Raw genomic sequence first — 20,507 nt, forward strand, 5'->3', positions numbered from 1 at the left:
GCCATGCCCCGCCTGCGCTCCGATTTCTGGGTCTCCGCGCATCTGCGCCGGCTCAACGACCTCACCATTCCCGCCGTGCTCCGGCGTCGCGGCGCGGCGGAAGCGGGTGCGATCTTCGTGAAGGTGGATCGCCTCGACGGCACCGCCGACCTCTACGGCCCGGCGCCCCAAGCGTTGATGGCCGAGCCCGACGATCTCGGCGAGAGGCGCTTCACCCCCGTGCTCGCGGGCGCCACGCCCCTCGACGTGGAGGAACGGCTCACCCGAGAGATCCGCTTCGATTCCGATCTGTGGATCGTGGAGATCGATGACCGCGCCGGCCGGCACTTCCTCGACATCGCCGAGGAGTGAGGCTCAGCGCAGGCGGTTGCCGACGACGCCCGCCTCGACGGCGACGGACAACCGTTCGGTCAGCGCCCATTCCACCCCGACGCGGGCATCCGGCAGGACGGCGACGTCGTCGCGGGTGAAGGGCTGCGAGAACGGGGTCGGCCCGGCGCGCAGGGTTTCGTGGACCGCGAAGCCGCCGACCTTGCCGTAGAGCAGGACACTCGGCGTGAGCAGCGTCCCCACCTGCGCGTGGACGGCGCCCGCGAAATCGCGGGAATAGGCGAGGCGGCCGAAACCGGGGTTCAGGGTGCCGCCGGTCGGGATCAGGTAATCGACGCCACCGGAGATGCCGTAGACGAAGCGCCCCTCCTGCCAGAACCGGCCGCCCTCGAAGCCGAGGGTCGGGCCGGAATAGCCGCCGAGACGTTTCGAGGAGACGGCTTCGAAACCGGTGGAGAGGCGCGCGTAGGAGCCCTCCCACCGGCTCGGTCCGTCGATCTCCGGCCCCGGCCACGCGAAGGTCGGCAGGGGACCGAAGCTCACCGAGAACGGCACGAACTGCGCCGCCGCAGGCCCTGCGCCGCAGAGCAGGGCAAGGCAGGCGACGAGCGGGCTGAAGGAGGCCGGTCCTGTCATGCCCCCATGATACAGACGTTGGCGCCGTCGCGACAGACGGCCAAGCTCACGTCCCGGCGAGTGGCTATCCCCATAGGTCGGGGTCGGGCGGGAAGATGGTGCTGCCCTCGTAGCGAAGCGGCGGCTCCCGGTCTCGGGCCAGCAGCAATGGCCCGTCGAGGTCGATGAACGCGGCGCCCCCGGTCAGCAGCGTGGCCGGCGCCATGCCGAGCGACGTGCCCAGCATGCAGCCGACCATCACGGTCAGCCCCCGCGCCCGCGCCTCGTTGGCCAGCATCACCGCCTCGGTGAGGCCGCCGGTCTTGTCGAGCTTGATGTTGATCGCGTCGTAGCGCCCGGCCAGGGCATCGAGCCCGGCGCGGTCGTGCAGGCTCTCGTCGGCGCAGACCGGCACGAGGTGCGGGATGTCCGCCAGCAGAGCGTCTTCGCCCGCCGGCAAGGGCTGCTCGATCAGCGCGACCCCCGCCGCGAGGCAGGCCGCGAGGTTGGCCTCGACGTTCGAGGGCCGCCACGCCTCGTTGGCATCCACGATCAGCCGGGAATCCGGGGCGCCGGCTCGGACGGCGGCGATCCGCTCCGGGTCGCCGTCGCCGCCGAGTTTCACCTTGAGGAGCGGACGGGACGCCGCCTTGCGCGCCGCCTCGCCCATGCTCTCCGGCGTGCCCAGGCTCAGCGTGTAGGCCGTGGTGGCCGGCGCGGGCGCGGGCAGGCCCAGGATTTCCCAGGCGCGCCGGCCGGATCGCTTCGCCTCCAGGTCGAGGAGGGCGCAATCGAGCGCGTTGCGGGCCGCGCCCGCCGGCATCAGCTGGGCCAGGGCCTCGCGGTCGATACCCCCGGCCAGGACGTCCGCCTGCGCCTCGATGAGCGCCGACACGCTCTCGACGCTCTCGCCGTAGCGGGGATAGGGCACGCACTCGCCCCGGCCCGCATGGGCGCCGTCCTCGATCCGCGCGACCACGACGGCGATCTCGGTGCGGCTTCCGCGCGAGATGGTGAAGGCCCCCGCGATGGGGAAGCGCTCGACCGACAGGCTCAGGCGGCGGACCATGGTCAGGCCTCCGGGAAGTCGGCAACGATCCGGTCAACCAGCGCCTCGACGCCGAAGCGCACCGGGTCGGTGGCGGGCAGGCCATGTTCGGCGGCGAGGGCGTCGAGGAGCGTCCGCGCCTCGTCCTCGGCGAGGGCCTGCGTGTTCACGGCGATGCCCACGGGGCGGATGTCCGGGTTGGTCAGGCGGCCGAGCTGCACGGTGAGGTCGATGACCTCCCGGATCGTCGGCAGCGGGTGCGAGACGCCGCGCATCGTGGTGCGGGTCGGCTCGTGGCAGACGATGAAGGCGTCGGGCTGCGCCCCGTGGAGCAGGCCGAGGCTCACGCCCGCGAAGGACGGGTGGTAAAGCGAGCCTTGGCCCTCGATCAGGTCCCAATGGTGCGGCGCGGTCTCCGGCGAGATCGTCTCGACGGCGCCGGAGATGAAATCCGCCACCACGGCGTCGATTGCGACACCCTTGCCGGAGATGAACACACCGGTCTGTCCGGTGGCGCGGAAGTCGGCATCGAGGCCGCGTGCGCGCATGCCCTTCTCCAGGGCCAGCGTCGTGTACTTTTTGCCGACCGAGCAATCGGTGCCGACGGTCAGCAGGCGGCGCCCCGCGCGGCGGGTGCCCTTGCCAGTCGCGAAGGTCTCGCTGCTGTGGCGCACGTCGTGGAGCTTGCTGCCCCGCTTGGTCGCGGCCTCGGCGATGGCCGGCACGGCGCCGAGGCGGGTGTGCAGGCCGCTCGCAACGTCGAACCCGGCCTCGATGGCGGCGACAATCTCCTTCACCCAATGGTCCGGCAGGACGCCGCCCGCGTTCACGACGCCGACGACCAGGGTGCGGCACCCCTTGGCCAGGGCCTCGGGGAGGGTGAGGTCGGGAATCCCGAGATCGGCCTGGCAGCCCGGCAGGCGCATCTGGCCGATGCACCATTCCGGCCGCCAATCCTTGATGCCGTAGGCGGTCTTGGCCGCCAGCGCGTCGGGCACGTCGCCGAGGAACATCAGGTAGGGCGTGGCGATCTGCATCGGACGGACCTCTCGCTTCGTCCCGTCTATGCGGGATCGGGGCGCCGTCCCGCAAGGCGGAAGCTCGACCGTTCCCGCCGCGACCTAGACCGATCCTCGTTGCCCCACGCGAAATCCGACACAACCGGCCGGAGCCTCGGCCAATCATAACCTGTGTGGTGGTCGCTGCCCGGCCCACGGCTAGGCGGGACGTCGCCTCTCAAACAAGTCCGCGGCCCTGATGGAAACCCCCCTGTCGCGAAAGCTGAAAAACTTCGTTCCCCTGACCACCGCCGACCGGGACATGCTTGCGGAGGTCCTCGAACCGTCGAGACTGATCGAGCCTCGGGCGGATATTGTGGAGGAGGGAGAAGATCCGCGCGGCGTCAACGTCGTGATGAGCGGCTGGGCCTGCCGTTACAGGCAATTCGAGGATGGCCGCCGGCAGATCATCTCGATCCTCCTGCCGGGGGATTGCTGCGACCCGCACATCTATCTGCTCGACCGGCGCGACCACGCCATCGGCGCACTGACGCCCGTGGCCATCGCGCGCATTCCGGGCACGGCCATGGTCGAGTTGAAGAGCCGGAACCCGTCCCTCGACCTCGCCTTCCACCGGGAGGAACTGGCCTGCGCCGCGATCCAGCGGGAATGGACGGTGAGTCTCGGGCGCCGCTCCGGTGTCGAGCGTCTCGCGCATCTGTTCTGCGAATTGCACGCGCGGCTCGCCGCCGTCGGCCTCGCGGACGGGACGAACTGCCCGATGCCGCTGACCCAGCCCGACCTTGCCGACGCCCTCGGCCAGACCACGGTCCACATCAACCGGACGTTGCAGGACGTGCGCGCCGCCGGCCTCCTCAGCCTGAAGGGCCGGCGCCTGACCCTTCTCGATCCCGAGGGGCTGCGCCGGCTCGCCAAGTTCGATCCGTCCTACCTGCACCTGCGGGCCGCGCGCGATGCGGCGCGCGGCCTGGAGGCGATCAGGCCCTGAGGGGCGCCTAGAGGACCGGCATCGCGCCGGCCACCGTGATCAGGGCGCCGGAGGTGTAGCTGCTCTCCTCGGCGGCGAGCATCACATAGGCCGAGGCGAGTTCGGCGGGCTGGCCGGGGCGGCCGAAGGGCACTTGACTGCCGAAGGACTTCACCGCGTCCTCGCTCATGCCGGCGGGGATGAACGGCGTCCAGATCGGGCCCGGCAGCACGCCGTTCACGCGGATGCCCTTCTCCGCGAGGAGCTGCGCGAGGCTCAGCACCATGTTGCTCAGCGCGCCCTTGGTGGCGCTGTAGGCCATCAGCGTCGGCATCGGGTGCTTCGAGTTCACCGACGAGGTGAAGATCACCGACGAGCCGGGCTGCAGATGTGCGAGAGCCGCCTTGGTGACGTAAAACGAGCCGAATACGTTGGTCTTGAAGTGATCCTCAAAGATGTGGTCCTCGATCTCTTCCAGGCTCTTGCCGGGCTGCTGGAAGGCGCCGTTGTTCACGACGATGTCGAGCCGCCCGAACGCCTCGGCGGTCTTGGAGACGATCTCCTTGGCGTAGCTCGCCTGCTTCAGGTCGCCGGGCAGGAGCAGCGCCTTGCGGCCCGCCTTCTCGATCCACTGCTTGACCCCCTCGGCATCCGCCTGCTCGTCGGGGAGGTAGGAAATGGCGACGTCGGCGCCCTCGCGGGCATAGGCGATGGCCACGGCGCGGCCGATACCGGAATCGCCGCCGGTGATCAGCGCGACCTTGCCGGTGAGCTTGCCCGAACCCTTGTAGCTCTCCTCGCCGTGGTCCGGCTCGGGGCTCATCTTGCCGGTCTTGCCGGGGAAGCTCTGCGGCTGGCCTTCGAAGGGCGGACGGGGGTACTTGTGAAGCGGATCGGTCATGGGGTGTCCTTCTCCAGGCGCCTCGCGCCGGTTACCCCGCCAACAGGACGCGGTTCGCTCACGTTCCACGTCCATCCCGTGGCGATGGGACGCGAACAGGAGGCCCGACCATGCAAGCCGACCTGACCGGACGCCGCGTCGCCTGCTTCGGCGAATGCATGCTCGAAATGCGCACGCGGCCCGATGGGCTGCTCTCGCGGGGCTTCGGCGGCGACACGCTCAACACGGCCCTCTACCTCGCCCGGCTGGGGGCGGCGGTCGATTACGTCACCGCCCTCGGCGGCGACGATTTCAGCGCGGAAATGCTGCGCGCCTGGGAGGAGGAGGGCATCGGCACCGGCCAAGTCCGCCGCATCCCCGGCAGCCTGCCTGGGCTCTACGTCATCGAGACCGACCCGTCCGGCGAGCGGCGCTTCCTCTACTGGCGCGACGCGGCGCCCGTGCGCCGGCTGTTCGACCCGCCCCATCGCGCCGCGACGGAGGGGGCGCTCGCCGGGGCAGGGCTCGTCTACCTCTCCGGGATCAGCCTGTCGCTGTTTGCAGGGACGGCGCGGGAGGCGCTGTTCGCCGCCCTGGAACGGGCTCGCACGGGGGGAGCGCGGATCGCCTTCGACACGAACTTCCGGCCGCGCGGTTGGCCGGATCTCGCCGAGGCGCGGGAGGCCTACGACCGCATGGCCGGGCTCAGCGACGTGGTGCTCGCCGGCTGCGAGGATTGGGCCGCGCTCGCGGGGGACGGCTCACCCGATGCGGTGCTGGCCTGGCTCGACGGGGCCGGCGTCGCGGAGGCGGTGGTGAAGCTCGCCGAGCCCGGTTGCCTGGTGCGCGGCGACGACCCCGCCGAGGCGGTGCCGGTGCCGGTGCCGGAGCGGGTGTCGCCCATCGACACCACCGCCGCCGGGGACAGCTTCGCGGCCGGCTACCTCGCCGCCCGCCTGCGGGGGGAGGCCCCGGCCGCCGCCGCGCGGGCCGGGCACCGGCTCGCCGCCGTGGTCATCACCCATCCCGGCGCGATCATCCCGCGCGAGGCGATGCCGGGCTAGGGCGCCTTCAACACCGCACGGCAGGCGGCGGGTAGGGCGGCCATGGTCATCTGCGGCCTGGGCTTCGGCTTGGTCTTCGGCGGCTTCGGGTGAAGCACGGCGTCGGAGAACCAATAGCCGAGGTCGTCGCAGCCATCGCCTGAGGGCGGCGGATCCTGCGATTGGCAATCGCTCTGGCCCGCCGGGCAGCTCAGGCGGATATGGTAGTGGTAGTTGTGCCCATACATCGGGCGCACCTTCGACAGCCAGCGCCCCCCGCCGGATTCCCGGCACAGGGCCTTCTTGATCGCGGCGTTGACGAAGATGCGCTCCACCTCCGGCTGCTCGGCGGTGAGCTTGATCAGTTGCAGGTGGTTCGGGGTCCAGACATCCGGGTCGATGTCGAGGCGGTCGCTGCGGACCATGTCCGTGGCGGAGGTCTCCTCGCGCTCGGCGCGGCTCATCCGGTGGTCGGGCATCGGCGTCAGCCACACGTCGGCGTCGATGCCGATCTGGTGCGAGGCGTGGCCGGTGATCATCGGCCCGCCGCGCGGCTGCGCCATGTCGCCCACGAGGAGGCCGGGCCAGCCGACCCGCGTCGCCTTCTCGGACAGGCGCTCGAGGAAGTCGACCATCACCGGCAGCCCGTACATCCGGTTGCGGGAGGGGCGCATCACCTGCCAATGCGGCCCGTCGAGGGCCAGCGCCTCGCCGCCGGAGAAGCACCCCTTCGCGTAAAAGCCGTAGATGTGCGGCGCCCCCGCACTCGGGTGGGTGACGCGGCCGAACAGGGCCTTGGCCGGCGTCGAGGGATCGTCCGGATTGGCCAGCGGCGGCAGCGGTTTCGGGTTCACGCTCCCCCTGTCCTGGGCATGCGCCGCGCCGGTCAGGGCCAGGGCGGCGAAGGTCGTGAGGCAGGCGAGGCGCGGAAGCGTCATGCGGGCGTCGGTCCGGGAGGCGCGTAGGAACGCTGCATCCTCGCCGAAGGCCGCGGCGTTTTTCGGGCAGGATCCGACGGAGCGTCAGCCCTTCGACGGCCCGCACCAGCCCGGGAGGTAGCCGGCGTCCTTCGACTTCGCGAGGGAGAGCGCTTTCTCGAGCGCCGCCGAGAAATCGTCCTCGACCCGCTTCCCCTTGATGTTCCGGCGCAGGAAGTCCGCCCACAGGAACTCGCTGAACGGCGTCGTGTCCTTGGCGAAGCCGCCGGACCGGCGCAACTCGCCCGCGAGGCTGCGGAATGGGTCGTCCTTCAGGTCGGACATGGATTTCGGGATGTCCGCGAAGTCCCGGCGGATGCCCTCATGGTCGTAGGGGTGCACCCAGGACTTGTGATCGCACACGGTCCAGAAGGCGTCCTTGTCGAGGTGGTGCAAGTCGGCGACGACCGTCACGAGCACGTCCTTCACACCCTCCTCGTGGAGAGCGCGCGAGAGGTGGTGGTGATCGATGACGTAGTGCCGCTTCTTTGGGCCGAGCAGGGCCGGGATCATGTGCGCGCCGAGGAAGGCGGCCTTCTTCTCCGCGTCGTATTCCTGCCAGCGCCGCCGCTTCTCGGCGACCTCCCTCAGGCCCACGGTCATCTGCGTCGGGCGCAGTTCGCTGATCGGCACAGGATTCAGAAGCGGTTCGCGGCTGGCCATGAACACCTCGCGTGACGTTGCGTCGAAAACACGCGGTGTAGGTCGCACAGGCGTCACAAACCACCGCATCGCGGTCTACGTGCGGGGGAGAGCCCATCACGATGTGCGGAGGAGCCCCTTTCGCGCGGCATCCAGGACATGGAGCCGGATCGCGGAGGAGAGGTTCTGCTCCCCGCGCGTGCCGTCGATGGTGCCGATCAGCGCCTGGACCGAGCGCCCTTCGTCCGCGGCGAGGGCGGTGAGCGCCTGCCAGAACGGATCTTCGAGGGACACGCTGGTGCGGTGGCCGGCGATCATCACCGAGCGTTTGACGATCCCGCTCAACGGATCGACCTAGTCCCTGGCGCCGTCCTCCGGCTCCTCGAGGCGGTGGCCCTCGTGCCGGGTCTCTTCCAGCGCCTTGCGCTTCTGCTGGAGGGTCTTCGCCTTCTTAGGAGTGCCGAAGGCGATGCGGTTCGTCTCCGCTTGCGCATCGGCCTCGGCCCGGGCGCGGGCCTTGCGGACCTGACGAAGGTTGATGACTTCACCCATCCCGCGAACCCTCCCTGTCCGTCTTTCGGGCCGGCGCAAGAACCGCGCCGGCCCGTCCCGGTCCTACTCGGCGCTCGGGGCGAGCATGGTCTCCGGCCGCACGACGCGCTCGAACTCTTCCTCGGTCACGTAGCCGAGACGGAGGGCTTCTTCCTTCAGGGTCGTGCCGTTCTTGTGCGCCGTCTTGGCGATGGTCGCGGCCTTGTCGTAGCCGATGGAGGGGGCGAGCGCCGTGACCAGCATGAGCGACCGGCTCATCAGGTCGGCGATCTTGTCCTCGTTGGCCTTGATGCCGACGACGCAATTGTCGGTGAAGCTCACCGCCGCGTCCGCCAGCAGGCGCACCGATTGCAGCACGGCGTTGGCAATGACGGGCTTGAACACGTTCAGCTCGAAATTGCCCTGCGAGCCGGCGAAGCTTACCGTGGTGCCGTTGCCGATCACCTGGGCGCAGACCATCGTCAGCGCCTCGCACTGGGTCGGGTTCACCTTGCCCGGCATGATCGAGGAGCCCGGCTCGTTCTCCGGCAGGGAGAGTTCGCCGAGGCCCGAACGCGGGCCGGAGCCGAGCAGGCGGATATCCTGCGCGATCTTGAACAGGCCGGCGGCCAGCGCCGAGAGCGCGCCCTGCGTGAAGACCAGGGCGTCGTGGGTGGCCAGCGCCTCGAACTTGTTCTGCGCCGAGGTGAAGGGCAGGCCGGTCAGTTCCGCGACCTTCGCGGCGAAGCGGTCGGCGAATTCGGGGTGGGCGTTGAGGCCCGTGCCCACCGCCGTGCCGCCCTGCGCCAGGGCGAGCACGCCCGGCAGGGTCGCGGCCACGCGGGCGCCGCCGAGGGCCACCTGGGTCGCGTAGCCGGAGAATTCCTGGCCCAGCGAGACCGGGGTCGCGTCCTGCAGGTGGGTGCGGCCGATCTTCACGATGCTCTCGAACGCCTTCGCCTTGGCGTCGAGGGCTTCGTGGAGGTGCGTGAGGGCGGGCATCAGCCGGCCCTCGATCTCCCGCGCCACGGCGATGTGCATCGCGGTGGGGAAGGTGTCGTTCGAGGACTGGCCCCGGTTGCAATGGTCGTTGGGGTGGATCGGGCTCTTGCCGCCGCGCTGGCCGCCCATCGCCTCGTTGGCGAGGCTCGCGATCACCTCGTTGGCGTTCATGTTCGATTGCGTGCCCGAGCCGGTCTGCCAGACCACCAGGGGGAACTCGTCGTCGTGCTCGCCGGCCACGACGGTGGCGGAGGCGGCAGCGATGGCGTCGGCGAGCTTCGGCTCCAGGACGCCGAGATCCTTGTTCACCAGGGCGGCGGCCTGCTTCACGAGGCCGAGCGCGTGGACCAGCGGCGCGGGCATGTGCTCCGTGCCGATCTTGAAGTTCTGGATCGAGCGCTGGGTCTGCGCGCCCCAATAGCGATGGGCCGGAACCTCGATCGGGCCGAAGGTATCGGATTCGGTGCGGGTCGCGGTTTCGGTGGGCGACATCGTGGCCTCTACGTCTGGTGCACTGCGGTGCCTACTTAACGGAGGCGGGGCCTGAGCGCGATGCCGCATGGTCGGGGCTGCCCGACATCCATGCCGCTCTGTCCACCGTTAACGGTAGGGCGGCGACGGCCACCACGAGCCCGGGAGCGACGAGCCTGTCCACCGACCTATCCGATCCCGTCCAGGGACACGCCGCCGCGACTCGGTTCCGCCCGCCGGTCCCGCCGCGGCTGACGCAGCCGCTCGGCCTCCTCGACTTCCTCAAGGCCGCCCGGCGCAACCCGATCACCACCTGGGCGGATGCCCATTTCCGCCTGCCCGTGGTGGCGGCCGAGGGCGTGATGGGGCGCATCACCGTGGTGAGCGAACCGTCGCTGATCCGGCAGGTGCTGATCGACAACGCCGAACGCTACCGCAAGGACGACCTCCAGCGTCGCGTCCTGGCGCCCGGCCTCGGCAACGGGCTGCTCAGCGCCGAGGGTGACGAGTGGCGGCTGCAGCGGCGGACGCTCGCGCCGATCTTCTCCGCGCGCACCGTGCGCAGCTTCGAGGCCGCGATGAACGCGGCCGGCGCCCGCATCGCCAAGCGCCTACGCCGCCGCGACGGGATGCGCGTCGATGTCGCCCTGGAGATGACCCGCGCCACCCTCGACGTGCTGGAACGGACGATCTTCACGCAAGGATTGCCCGGCGACCCGGACGCCCTGGGCCGTGCGATCACCCGCTTCCTCGAAGCGGTCGGGCCCATCGACCCCCTCGACGTGTTCGGCATGCCGGACTTCATCCCGCGCATCGGCCGGCTGCGGGCGCGCCCCGCCGGGCGATACTTCGCGGAGATCGTCGATGAACTCATCACGCGGCGTCGCACGCTGATGGAGACCGCCGAGGCGCCGCAGGACCTGCTGACCCTGCTCCTCGCCGCGCAGGATCCCGAGACCGGCAACGGGCTCACGGACCTCGCGGTGCGGGCGAACATCGCCACCTTCATCGCCGCCGGCCACGAGACGACCGCCAACGCGCTGACCTGGGCGCTCTACTGCCTGTCGCAGGACGCGGCGGCGCAGGAGCAGGTGGAGGCGGAAATCGATGCGGCAGGCGAGGGGGATTTCGCCCTCGACGCGCTCCCCTTCACGCGGGCCATCGTGGAGGAGGGGATGCGCCTGTTCCCGCCCGTGCCTTTCCTCAGCCGTCAGGCCGTGGAGCCGGATCGGTTCGGGCGGATCAAGGTGCCCAAGGGGAGCCTCGTGCTGATCGCCCCCTGGGTGCTGCACCGCCACCACCTGCTCTGGGACGAGCCGGACGCCTTCATGCCGGAGCGGTTCATGCCCGGACGGCGGGAGCAGATCGCGCGCTTCACCTATCTGCCCTTCGGAGCGGGTCCGCGCGTCTGCATCGGGCAGAGCTTCTCGGTGCAGGAGGCGACGATCCTCCTCGCCCACGTTCTCCGCGTCGTGCGCTTCCGCCTGCCGCCGGACCACCCGCCAGTGACGCCCCTGCACAGGGTCACGCTCCGGCCGGAGCACGGGTTGCGGATGGATGCCGAGGTGAGGGGGTGAACCGGGCGGCCTGGGCCTAGTCGGCCTTGTGCAGCCGCGCGGCCTCGTCGTAGCGCCGGGTGTTCCGGTCGTAGATGCGCGACGCGATGAACGCACCGCCGAGGCCCAGCACCGACAGCCCGAAGGCGATAGCGGTGATCTGAAGCGCATAGTCCAAGGGCATGCCGCTCACTCCTCTGGACGGAGCAGTCGGAGGACTGCCTGCGCTACGAAATGTAGGCACAACGCCGGGAGAAGCAAAGCCCATCCGCCGCCGGACAGGACTTCGAAGTGGCCCTGGGTGATCGGGCCGACGAAGGCCGTGCCGAACGTGACGATCGACAACGAATTGAAGAGCGTCGCCGCAAGTTTCAATCCTTCGTTGTATCGCTTGGCCCGGAACTTCCGCTCACCGGATGTGAGCGGAGCCGGCTCAACCATGGCGCCTAAGGGCGATCATCAGCTCTTCTTGCGGAAGGCGTCGAGACTGACGACTTCGGCCGTGCCTTCCTCGCCGTCCTTCTTGGCGGCGGGGCGGGGGGCCTTGTCGTCGGTCTTGCCGCCTTGGGCGGCGGCCGGCAGCACGGTCGGGACGCCCGTCGCGCCGATGGTCGCGAGGCCGGTGCCGGTCTTCGGCTTGACCTCACCCGGCTCGGACGCCGCGCCGCGCGGGCCGTTCTTGGCGACAGGAGTCTCAGGCTCGGCCGGCAGGTCGTTGCCGACTTCGCCAAGGTCGAACTTCAGGCCGAACTGCACGGAGGGGTCGAAGAAGCCAGAGAGCGCGTCGAACGGCACCAGCAGCCGCTCCGGCACACCGGAGAAGGACAGCCCGACCTCGAACGCATGCTCGGTGACGTTCAGATCCCAGAACTGGTGCTGCAGGACGATCGTCATGTCCTGCGGATACTTGTCCCGCAGGGCCTGCGAGATGCGCACGCCCGGCGCTTCGGTGCGGAACGAGACGTAGAAGTGGTGCTCGCCCATCAGCCCGTTCTGGGCGGCATCCGAGAGCACCTTGCGGACGACGCCGCGAAGGGCGTCCTGCACCAGCAGGTCGTAGCGAATCAGGTCGTCTGCCATTCTGCGTTCGCTTTGCCCGACCCGTCCGCCGCCTGTACGCCCTCGTCGATCCACCTTCGCCGCCGCCGAAGCCCAGTCCATTCATCCGCGGCCTTGCGGCCATCGGTCCTGGGCTTGAAGGGAGGCGCCGGGTACCGCCCCCGGGTCCGATAGGTTTATTTCGAAGAACGTTTATCGCCATGGCCGGCCTTGCGACCCGGCAAAACGAATATAGAGGGGATCGGCCCGGTTTTGAAGCCCGATCACGCCGCAACCGTGCCGGAGGCGATGGGCGATCCGGTGAGTGTGGCCGCCGACGCGCCCCCACGCGATCGGTCGGGCGCGCACGGGCTCTGGCCGACCCTCCTCGCCCTCGGCCGGATGGTCGCCTTCGGCATCGTCTGCCTCGGTGTCGCGAGCTTCGCCGCCCTCGGGATCGTGCGGGTGGGGTTCGACCTCTGGTACGGGATCGATCCGTTCCTGCCGATAGCCCGGCGGCCGTTCGTCGGGGTGGTGCAACTCGCCCACCGGGCCTTCGCCGTCGATGTGCTGCGGCAGGTGCTCCTCGCCTCCATGGTGATCGCCTGGGCGTGGTGGCGAGATCGCAGCGGCTGGCGCCGCCGCCTCGCCCTCGACCGGGAGAAGCCGAACGGCCTGCGGCCGGTGGTCCTGCTCAGCATCCTGCTGTTCTGGCCGGTCCTGCACATCGCCTGGGTGACGGGCACGGCCGAGCTGATGGGCGGCGGGTTCGGGCGGGGCCTGCGCCTCTCGCCCTTCATGGACCGGACGGCGGTGGTGGCGTGGCTCGCCTACCTCACGATCCTCGCGCCGCTCGCCGAGGAATTGCTGGTGCGCGGCGAGATGTATCACCTCGTCAACCGCACCCTCGGCACGGCCTGGGCGGTCGCCGCGACGTCCCTCGTCTTCGCGCTGGCGCACATCTCGTCCTTCGGCCTCGCCCGGCCGATCTCGCTGCTGCCGCTCGCCTTCGCCGTCGGACTGCTGCGCTGGCGCACCGGCCGGCTCTGGCCCGGCATCGCCCTGCACGGATGGTCGAACCTCGCGCTGGTCGTCTACCTGCTCTGGCCGCACTGACCCTGGGGACAGGCCCGCGCCGGGCTTGCCCCCGGCGGCCCGGCGGCGCAGGCTCGTCCGATGGACGCGTATCAGAGCCTGCTCCGGAAGATCCTCGACGAGGGGGTGGCCAAGGAGGACCGCACGGGCACGGGGACCCTCTCGGTCTTCGGGCACCAGATGCGTTTCGACCTGAGCCAGGGCTTCCCGCTCGTCACGACGAAGCGGCTGCATCTGAAGTCCATCGTCCACGAATTGCTGTGGTTCCTCGCGGGCGACACCAACGTCGCCTATCTGCGCGAGAACGGCGTGACGATCTGGGACGAGTGGGCCGACGAGCAGGGCGATCTCGGCCCGGTCTATGGCCGGCAATGGCGCTCCTGGGCGAAGCCGGATGGCAGCAGCGTCGATCAGATCCGCTGGGTGCTGGACGAGATCGCCCGCAACCCGGATTCTCGCCGCCTCGTGGTCTCGGCCTGGAACCCGGCCGATCTCGACCGGATGGCGCTGGCACCCTGCCATTGCCTGTTCCAGTTCTACGTGGCCGAGGGTCGGCTTTCCTGCCAGCTCTACCAGCGCTCGGCGGACGCCTTCCTCGGCGTACCGTTCAACATCGCGAGCTATGCGCTGCTGACTCATATGGTCGCGCAGGTCTCGGGGCTGGCCCCCGGCGACTTCGTGCACAGCTTCGGCGACGTCCACCTCTACCGCAACCACCTCGACCAGACCCGCATCCTGCTGGAGCGCGAGCCGAGGCCCCTGCCGCAGCTGCGCCTGAACCCGGCGGTACGCGACCTCTTCGCCTTCCGTTTCGAGGACATCGCCATCGAGGGCTACGCCCCGCATCCGGCGATCGCCGCGCCGGTCGCTGTCTGACCATGGCCGCACCGACCATCGCCCTCGTCGTCGCGGTCGCCCGCAACGGCGTCATCGGGCGGGACAACGGGCTCGCGTGGCACCTGTCCAGCGATCTCAAGCGGTTCAAGGCGCTCACCATGGGCACGACGCTGCTCATGGGCCGCCGCACCTGGGAGTCCATCGGGCGGCCCTTGCCCGGCCGGCGGACGCTGGTGCTCACGCGCGATCCCGCCTTCCGGGTGGAGGGCGCGGAGACGGTGCATGAGTGGGAGAGCGCGGTCGCGGCGGCGGGGGACCGGCTGATGGTGGTGGGCGGCGCGGAGGTCTACGCACTCGCCCTACCGCGGGCCGACATCATCCACCTGACGGAGGTCGAGGCCGAGCCCGAGGGCGACGTGCGTTTCCCGGCCTTCGACCGCACGGCCTACCGCGAGGTGTTCCGCGAAGCGCACCCGGCCGGGCCGAAGGACGATTATCCTTACGCATTTATCGACTTGGCCCGTTTGCGCTGAGGCGGCCCGTCGCGGTTGCGCTCGGGGCTCGCCGTGCCCACCTGCCAGCCTTGACAGCGAGGGGGGCGGACCCGCAGGTGCCGTGAGGGGTCCGCCGTCGCCTGCGCCTCTGCGGATGTCGACGGTGTGAATCCCAGGCGATTGGGCGGCACTCGGGATTGAGCCGGCGGTTGCGACCGTTGGCAGGGGGCGCCCAGACGCGGGCGCGGCGGGTGCGGCAGGTCAGGAGACGACGGCCAGGATGCCTTGGAGCAATCAGAATGGCGGTGGCGGTGGTGGCGGCCCGTGGGGGCGCCCCAACGGCAACGGCGGTGGACCCTGGGGTGGGGGCGGGGGCGGTGGCAACACCCCGCCGAACCTCGAAGACCTGTTGAAGCGCGGCCAGGACCGCCTGCGGCGGATCATCCCCGGCGGCGGCGGACCGGGCGGCCCCTCGGGCAGCGGCTCCGGCTTCGGCGGCGGTCGCGGGGCCCTGGTGATCGGCGCGCTCGCCGTGGCCGTGTGGCTCGCCACCGGCTTCTATAAGGTCGAGCCCTATCAGGTCGGCATCGAGACCATCTTCGGCCGCTATGTCGGCTCGACGGGCGAGGGCCTTCGTTACAACTTCCCCTATCCGATCGGCGGCGTCGTGAAGCCGAATGTCGGTCAGGTGAACTCCATCCAGGTCGGCTACCGCACCGGGCCGGGCCAGACGCGCAACCGCGACGTGCCCGACGAGAGCCTGATGCTCACCGGCGACGAAAACATCGTCGACCTGGACTTCGAGGTGCAGTGGCGGGTGAACCCGCTCAAGGCCTCGGACTTCGTGTTCAACATCCAGAACCCCGAAGGCACCATCAAGGCCATCGCCGAGAGCGCCATGCGCGAGGTGATCGGCCGCCGGAACATCCAGGCGATCCTCACCAACGAGCAGGCGAGCATCGCGCAGGAGGTGAAGGAGATGGTCCAGAAGGCGCTGGACGAGTACGGCGCGGGCGTGCGCATCGAGGTGGTGCAGCTGGTCTCGGTGAACCCGCCGCCGGAGGTGCGTCCCGCCTTCGTGGACGTGAACGCCGCGCAGCAGGACGCGGACACCGCGCAGAACGAGGCGAAGACCTACGCCAGCCGTGAGGTCCCGCAGGCCCGAGGCAAGGCCTCGCAGATCGTCCAGGCCTCCGAGGCCTACAAGACGAAGGCGACCGCCGACGCCACCGGTCAGGCGGCGCGCTTCAACGAGGTCTACGCCTCGTACAAGCTCTCGCCGGAAATCAGCCGCGAGCGGATCTTCCTGGAGACGATGGAGAAGGTTCTGGGCTCCGTGAACAAGGTGATCATCGATCAGAACGGGTCGCCCGGCTCCGCCTCGACGGCGGCGGGTGTGCTGCCCGTGCTGCCCCTTTCCGAGTTCGGCGCCCGTGGCCCGGCCCAGACGGGAGCCGCCCGATGAATCAGGCACTCCGCACGGGCCTCATCGTCGTCGCGGCGATCGTGGCGATCGGCCTCTACGCGTCGGTCTTCGTCGTCGGCCAGATGCAGCAGGCCCTCGTCCTGCAGTTCGGCCGCGTCCGCGCCGTCCTCAACGCCACCGGCGAGGAGAAGCCGGGCCTCTACTTCAAGATCCCGTTCGCCGAGACGGTCGTCACCTTCGACAAGCGGGTGCTCGATCTCGACCTGCCGGTGCAGACGATCCTCACCGCCGACCGGCAGAACCTCGAAGTCGATGCTTTCGCCCGCTACCGGATCCTCGATCCGCTGCGCTTCTACCAGTCGGTGGGCAACATCAACATCGCCAACCAGCGCCTGCAGAGCTTCACCAATTCCAGCCTGCGCAGCGTGCTCGCCCGCTCGACCCGTGACGCCATCGTCAAGAACGAGCGCGGCCAGCTGATGCACAACATCCAGGAAGACGTGAACCGGCAGGCCAGGGCGCTCGGCATCGAGATCGTGGACCTGCGCATGACCCGCGTCGATCTGCCCGCGCAGAACTCGGCCGCCGTCTACCGGCGGATGAAGACCGAGCGCGAGCGGGAGGCGGCCGACATCCGCGCCAACGGCGAGCAGGCGGCGGCGACCATCCGCGCCAAGGCCGACCGCGAGGTGACGGTGATCCTCGCCGAGGCGACGCAGAAGTCCGAGCAGCTGCGCGGCCAGGGCGACGCCGACAAGAACCGCATCCTCGCCGACGCCTTCGCCAAGGACCGGGACTTCTTCGCGTTCTACCGCTCGATGCAGGCCTACGAGACGGGGCTGAAGGGTTCCGACACGCGCCTCGTCATCAGCCCGAACACGGACTTCTTCCGCTACTTCAGCGATCCGAAGGGCCAGGGCGGGCAAGCGCCGGCGAACGGTCGCCCCGGCCAGGATCCGGCGGCCGCGACGGGCTCCACGGCGGGCGCGGCGCGCTGACCCCGACGCTGGACGCTGCGCGTTCGCGGGCTACCTTTGCACGGGCATGACCCGTGACGAACCGCCGGCCGCCATGCAGCGGCCGGCGCCTGAGGGAAACGCTTTGCTGAAGAGGTCCGCCATGAACCCCGTCGAGGCATCCCGTCCGGGGCCGTTCACCCGCCTGCGCCCCGTCGCCACGGCGATCATGCTGGGCGTCACCGTGCTGGGCGCGACCCTGCCGGCGCCGGCCTTCGCCAAGGGGCCGGCCTCCCTCGCCGACCTCTCCGAGCAGGTCACCGACGCGGTGGTGAACATCTCGGCCTCGACCACCGTCGAGGCGCGCTCCAGCCGCACCATGCCGCAGCTTCCGCCGGGCACGCCCTTCGAGGACCTGTTCGAGGAGTTCTTCAACAAGCGCGGCGGTCGCGGGGGTGGCGGCAACAGCGAGGAGGCGCCGCGGTCGCGCAAGTCGAACTCGCTGGGTTCGGGCTTCATCATCGACGCCTCCGGCATCGTGGTGACGAACAACCACGTCATCGGCGATGCCAACGACATTCAGGTGATCCTGCACGACGGCACGAAGCTGAAGGCCGAGATCATCGGTAAGGATTCCAAGGTCGATCTCGCCGTGCTGCGAGTAAAGCCGACGGCCGACCGCCCGCTCAAGGCGGTGCCCTTCGGCGATTCCGACAAGATGCGGCCGGGCGATTGGGTGATCGCCATCGGTAACCCGTTCGGCCTGGGCGGCTCGGTCTCGGCTGGCATCGTCTCGGCCCGGGGCCGCAACATCGAGTCCGGCCCCTACGACAACTACATCCAGACCGACGCGGCCATCAACAAGGGCAATTCCGGCGGCCCGCTGTTCAACATGGACGGCGAGGTCATCGGCATCAACACCGCGATCCTGTCGCCGACTGGCGGCTCGGTGGGCATCGGCTTCGCCGTACCGTCGAACACGAGCAAGCAGGTGATCGATCAGCTGCGCGAGTTCGGCGAGGTCCGTCGCGGCTGGCTCGGCGTGCGCATCCAGAACGTGGACGACGCCACCGCCGAGGCTCTGGGCCTCAAGGGCGGCGCGCGCGGCGCCCTCGTCGCGGGCGTGGACGAGAAGGGCCCCGCCAAGACCGCCGGGCTCGATGTCGGCGACGTCATCGTGAAGTTCAACGGCACGGCGGTGAAGGCGTCGAGCGACTTGCCGCGCATCGTGGCCTCCACCCCGGTCGGCCAGAAGGTCGATGTGGTGGTCGTGCGCAAGGGCGAGGAAGTGACGAAGGCGGTCACCCTCGGCCGCCTGGAGGATAACGAGAAGCCGCAGCAGGCCAACCTCAAGCAGCCTGATGCCGACAACGCCGTGCGTCAGGCCCTTGGCCTCAACCTGTCCTCGCTCACGGACGATCTCCGCAAGCGCTACAACATCAAGGACGGCCAGAAGGGCGTCGTGGTGACCCGCGTCGATCCCAGCTCGAACGCCGCCGACAAGCGCATTCAGCCGGGCGAACTGATCGTGGAGGTCGGCCAGGAGGCTGTCTCGACGCCGGCCGACGTGACCAAGCGCATCGACGCCCTGAAGAAGGACGGCCGCAAGTCCGTGCTCCTGCTCGTCGCCGCCGCGAATGGTGATGTGCGCTTCGTGGCGCTCGGATTGGACTGAACGAGAACCGATACGCGGATCCCAACCCGCATCTAAGGGTTGTAGTCTCAGTATTGCTCAACCCAATATTGTCAATACTCTCGATCACTGGATATTGCCGGGTGGGATCAGCTAAAAGCGTCGTCTTCGACGCTCTGGCTGATCCCGCGACCCGGCATGGAACTGCTCCGCTATTTCGACGACACGACGACCCGCGCGGTCCATGCCCGGCGCGAGTACCTGTCGATGATGATCCGGTCGCAGTGCGACTCGGTGGTGCAGTACGGGATCCTGAAGGGGTTCCGCGTGCCGCCCAGCAACTGGGCCGAGATCATCTCCAGCGCCTACATCCTCGGGACCTACGAGGTCTCCATCTGCGCCATCCTCGATCTGCTCCGCAGCCCCCGGAAGGTGCTAGTCGATCTCGGCGGGGCGGATGGGGTGTTCGGCGTGGGGCTGGTGGAGGTCGGCGCCTTCGGACGAAGCCTCATCTTCGAACTGGATGCCGACCGACAAAGGGCCCTCGCCGAGATGGCGCAGGCTCATGGCGTCGCGGACAGGATCTCCGTCTTCGGCGAGGCGACGCCCGATTTCCTCGATCGCGTGGAGGCGAGCGGCGTCGCGCTGCCGCAATGCGTCATGCTCTGCGATATCGAGGGGGCGGAGTTCTCGCTGTTCACCGACGCGGTTCTCAGCCGGCTTCAGCACTCCCACGTCATCATCGAACTGCACGATTTCCTGCTCACCGACCCCGCCCGGCGGGACAACGCCATCGCTGAGTTGAAGCAGGCCGCCGAGCGCTATTTCGACGTGTGCGAGGTCAAGGACGGCCTGCGCGACATGCGCAACATCCCGCTCCTGCGGAACTGGTCGGACTGGGATTCGTGGCTGCTCTGCGTCGAGGCGCGCTACCGGATGATGTCGTGGCTCTGGCTTCGCCCCAAGGGTGAGGCGGCGCTGACGGAAGCGGCCGTGGACGAACTGGTGATCGATTACCAGCGGCGGATCTTCGCTGCCTGATCAGCCGACGAATTCGGAGGCCGCGTAGCCCTGGAGATAGAGGAGGGCGGTGAGGTCGGCGTGCTCCACGCGCGCTCGCGCGGCGGCGGCGACCGCCGGCTTGGCGCGGAAGGCGACGCCGAGCCCGGCCTCGCCCAGCATGTCGAGGTCGTTCGCGCCGTCGCCCACGGCCATCGTCTCGGCGGGCGCCAAGCCGAACCGGTCACGCAGTTCCATGAGGGTCGCGCGCTTCTCGGCCTTGCCGACGATCGGGTCTTCGACCGATCCGGTGAGCTTGCCGTCCTCCACCGCGAGGCGGTTCGCCCGGTGCTCCGCGAAGCCGAGCTTGGCCGCGATGGGGCCGGTGAACAAGGTGAAGCCGCCCGACACGAGGCAGGTATGGGCGCCGTGGGCGGCCATGGTCCGCACCAGGGTGCGCCCGCCCGGCGTCAGAGTCAGGGTGTCGGCGATGAGGCCGTCCACCACGCCGACCGGAATGTCCTTCAGCAGGGCGACGCGCTCGCGCAGCGCGGGCTCGAAGGCGATCTCGCCGCGCATCGCCCGTTCGGTGATCGCCGCGACATGGTCCTTGAAACCGAGCGTCCCGGCGAGTTCATCGATGCATTCCTGCTCGATCATGGTCGAATCCATGTCGGCGAGGAACAGGCGCTTGCGGCGGTGGGCATCGGCCGGCAGCACGGCGATGTCGAGGGGTTCGCCGCCGAGCGCCGTGCGCAGGCGCTCCGTGAACGCGGCGGCATCCGAAGGCGCGCCGGGCACGAGGATTTCGGCGGCGACTTCGCGATGAAGGATGCGGGTGGGATGCTCGGTGGCGAGCACCCGGCGGCTTTCCGCGAGCACCGCATCCGTGATGGCCGGGCGGTCCGGGTTTGCTATCAGGACCGCGACCAGCATGCGGAGGTAAGC

Annotated in this window: 23 protein-coding genes and 1 other RNA gene; 11 read left to right on the top strand and 13 right to left on the bottom strand. The window is 69.6% G+C overall.

The window, feature by feature from the left end:
• The first annotated feature begins 3 nt into the window (after positions 1–3).
• Positions 4–351, top strand: a complete 348-nt coding sequence (locus tag MKK52_RS14040) for a DUF1491 family protein (RefSeq protein WP_243954750.1) — start codon at positions 4–6, stop codon at positions 349–351.
• A gap of 3 nt (positions 352–354) precedes the next feature.
• Here MKK52_RS14040 and MKK52_RS14045 read toward each other — a convergent pair whose 3' ends face one another.
• The 3 genes from MKK52_RS14045 to dgcN all read right to left on the bottom strand — a co-directional run bounded on the left by MKK52_RS14045 (position 355) and on the right by dgcN (position 3,030).
• Positions 355–966, bottom strand: a complete 612-nt coding sequence (locus MKK52_RS14045; RefSeq protein WP_243954752.1) for an outer membrane protein — start codon at positions 964–966, stop codon at positions 355–357.
• A 64-nt stretch (positions 967–1,030) separates the two neighbouring features.
• Positions 1,031–2,014 carry an N-acetyl-D-Glu racemase DgcA gene (gene dgcA / locus MKK52_RS14050; RefSeq protein WP_243954754.1) on the bottom strand — a complete coding sequence of 328 codons (984 nt, stop codon included), beginning with the start codon at positions 2,012–2,014 and terminating at the stop codon, positions 1,031–1,033.
• A 2-nt stretch (positions 2,015–2,016) separates the two neighbouring features.
• On the bottom strand, positions 2,017–3,030 hold the full coding sequence (dgcN, locus tag MKK52_RS14055) for an N-acetyltransferase DgcN (protein ID WP_243954755.1): 1,014 nt from the start codon (positions 3,028–3,030) through the stop codon (positions 2,017–2,019).
• 220 nt (positions 3,031–3,250) lie between these two features.
• Between dgcN and MKK52_RS14060 the strand changes: the two genes are divergently transcribed.
• Positions 3,251–4,000, top strand: coding sequence for a Crp/Fnr family transcriptional regulator (locus MKK52_RS14060; protein ID WP_243954757.1), 750 nt, complete (start codon positions 3,251–3,253; stop codon positions 3,998–4,000).
• Positions 4,001–4,007: 7 nt separating this feature from the next.
• On the opposite strand, the gene MKK52_RS14065 is transcribed toward MKK52_RS14060, so the two are convergent.
• The gene (locus MKK52_RS14065) at positions 4,008–4,880 is read right to left on the bottom strand and encodes an SDR family oxidoreductase (protein WP_243954759.1); all 873 of its coding nucleotides are present in this window, start codon (positions 4,878–4,880) and stop codon (positions 4,008–4,010) included.
• 110 nt (positions 4,881–4,990) lie between these two features.
• On the opposite strand from MKK52_RS14065, the gene MKK52_RS14070 reads away from it, so the two are divergent.
• On the top strand, positions 4,991–5,923 hold the full coding sequence (locus tag MKK52_RS14070; protein ID WP_243954761.1) for a sugar kinase: 933 nt from the start codon (positions 4,991–4,993) through the stop codon (positions 5,921–5,923).
• Here the strand turns inward: MKK52_RS14070 and mepA are convergent.
• The 5 genes from mepA to fumC all read right to left on the bottom strand — a co-directional run bounded on the left by mepA (position 5,920) and on the right by fumC (position 9,546).
• A complete protein-coding gene (gene mepA / locus MKK52_RS14075) occupies positions 5,920–6,840 on the bottom strand; it encodes a penicillin-insensitive murein endopeptidase (protein ID WP_243954763.1) in 921 nt (306 codons plus the stop codon). The two genes, MKK52_RS14070 and mepA, sit on opposite strands and share 4 nt — an antisense overlap.
• 84 nt (positions 6,841–6,924) lie before the next feature.
• Positions 6,925–7,542, bottom strand: a complete 618-nt coding sequence (locus tag MKK52_RS14080) for a ParB-like protein (RefSeq protein ID WP_243954765.1) — start codon at positions 7,540–7,542, stop codon at positions 6,925–6,927.
• A 96-nt stretch (positions 7,543–7,638) separates the two neighbouring features.
• Positions 7,639–7,866 (bottom strand): ribbon-helix-helix domain-containing protein, encoded by a 228-nt coding sequence (locus tag MKK52_RS14085; RefSeq protein ID WP_409564666.1) that lies wholly within the window; start codon positions 7,864–7,866, stop codon positions 7,639–7,641.
• Positions 7,867–7,875: 9 nt separating this feature from the next.
• Positions 7,876–8,073 carry a DUF4169 family protein gene (locus MKK52_RS14090; RefSeq protein ID WP_243954767.1) on the bottom strand — a complete coding sequence of 66 codons (198 nt, stop codon included), beginning with the start codon at positions 8,071–8,073 and terminating at the stop codon, positions 7,876–7,878.
• A 63-nt stretch (positions 8,074–8,136) separates the two neighbouring features.
• A complete protein-coding gene (gene fumC / locus MKK52_RS14095; RefSeq protein WP_243954769.1) occupies positions 8,137–9,546 on the bottom strand; it encodes a class II fumarate hydratase in 1,410 nt (469 codons plus the stop codon).
• Positions 9,547–9,701: 155 nt separating this feature from the next.
• On the opposite strand from fumC, the gene MKK52_RS14100 reads away from it, so the two are divergent.
• Complete coding sequence (locus tag MKK52_RS14100) at positions 9,702–11,102, top strand: cytochrome P450 (RefSeq protein WP_243955099.1); 1,401 nt, start codon at positions 9,702–9,704, stop codon at positions 11,100–11,102.
• A 16-nt stretch (positions 11,103–11,118) separates the two neighbouring features.
• Here the strand turns inward: MKK52_RS14100 and MKK52_RS14105 are convergent, their stop codons facing one another.
• The 3 genes from MKK52_RS14105 to ssrA form a co-directional block, all read right to left on the bottom strand.
• Entirely contained in the window at positions 11,119–11,265 is a 147-nt protein-coding gene (locus MKK52_RS14105) for a hypothetical protein (protein ID WP_243954771.1), read from the bottom strand.
• A gap of 275 nt (positions 11,266–11,540) precedes the next feature.
• Positions 11,541–12,161 (bottom strand): SspB family protein, encoded by a 621-nt coding sequence (locus MKK52_RS14110; protein ID WP_243954773.1) that lies wholly within the window; start codon positions 12,159–12,161, stop codon positions 11,541–11,543.
• 17 nt (positions 12,162–12,178) lie between these two features.
• Positions 12,179–12,338: a transfer-messenger RNA gene (gene ssrA / locus MKK52_RS14115) on the bottom strand.
• A gap of 54 nt (positions 12,339–12,392) precedes the next feature.
• Here ssrA and MKK52_RS14120 point away from each other — a divergent pair.
• The 7 genes from MKK52_RS14120 (at position 12,393) to MKK52_RS14150 (ending at position 19,601) form a co-directional block, all read left to right on the top strand.
• Entirely contained in the window at positions 12,393–13,235 is an 843-nt protein-coding gene (locus tag MKK52_RS14120; protein WP_243954775.1) for a CPBP family intramembrane glutamic endopeptidase, read from the top strand.
• Positions 13,236–13,295: 60 nt separating this feature from the next.
• The gene (locus MKK52_RS14125) at positions 13,296–14,090 is read left to right on the top strand and encodes a thymidylate synthase (RefSeq protein WP_243954777.1); all 795 of its coding nucleotides are present in this window, start codon (positions 13,296–13,298) and stop codon (positions 14,088–14,090) included.
• Between the two features lie 2 nt (positions 14,091–14,092).
• Positions 14,093–14,584, top strand: a complete 492-nt coding sequence (locus MKK52_RS14130; RefSeq protein ID WP_243954779.1) for a dihydrofolate reductase — start codon at positions 14,093–14,095, stop codon at positions 14,582–14,584.
• Between the two features lie 241 nt (positions 14,585–14,825).
• The gene (hflK, locus tag MKK52_RS14135; RefSeq protein ID WP_243954781.1) at positions 14,826–16,010 is read left to right on the top strand and encodes an FtsH protease activity modulator HflK; all 1,185 of its coding nucleotides are present in this window, start codon (positions 14,826–14,828) and stop codon (positions 16,008–16,010) included.
• Entirely contained in the window at positions 16,007–16,969 is a 963-nt protein-coding gene (hflC, locus tag MKK52_RS14140) for a protease modulator HflC (RefSeq protein ID WP_243954782.1), read from the top strand. Before hflK ends, hflC begins: the two co-directional genes overlap by 4 nt.
• 121 nt (positions 16,970–17,090) lie before the next feature.
• Positions 17,091–18,602: a DegQ family serine endoprotease gene (locus MKK52_RS14145; protein ID WP_243954784.1), complete on the top strand. Its 1,512-nt coding sequence runs from the start codon at positions 17,091–17,093 to the stop codon at positions 18,600–18,602.
• A 156-nt stretch (positions 18,603–18,758) separates the two neighbouring features.
• Entirely contained in the window at positions 18,759–19,601 is an 843-nt protein-coding gene (locus MKK52_RS14150; RefSeq protein WP_243954787.1) for a hypothetical protein, read from the top strand.
• On the opposite strand, the gene serB is transcribed toward MKK52_RS14150, so the two are convergent.
• Positions 19,602–20,495: a phosphoserine phosphatase SerB gene (serB, locus tag MKK52_RS14155; RefSeq protein WP_243954789.1), complete on the bottom strand. Its 894-nt coding sequence runs from the start codon at positions 20,493–20,495 to the stop codon at positions 19,602–19,604.
• Positions 20,496–20,507 lie beyond the last annotated feature (12 nt).

Source organism: Methylobacterium sp. J-067, assembly GCF_022829465.1.
Lineage (GTDB): Bacteria > Pseudomonadota > Alphaproteobacteria > Rhizobiales > Beijerinckiaceae > Methylobacterium > Methylobacterium litchii.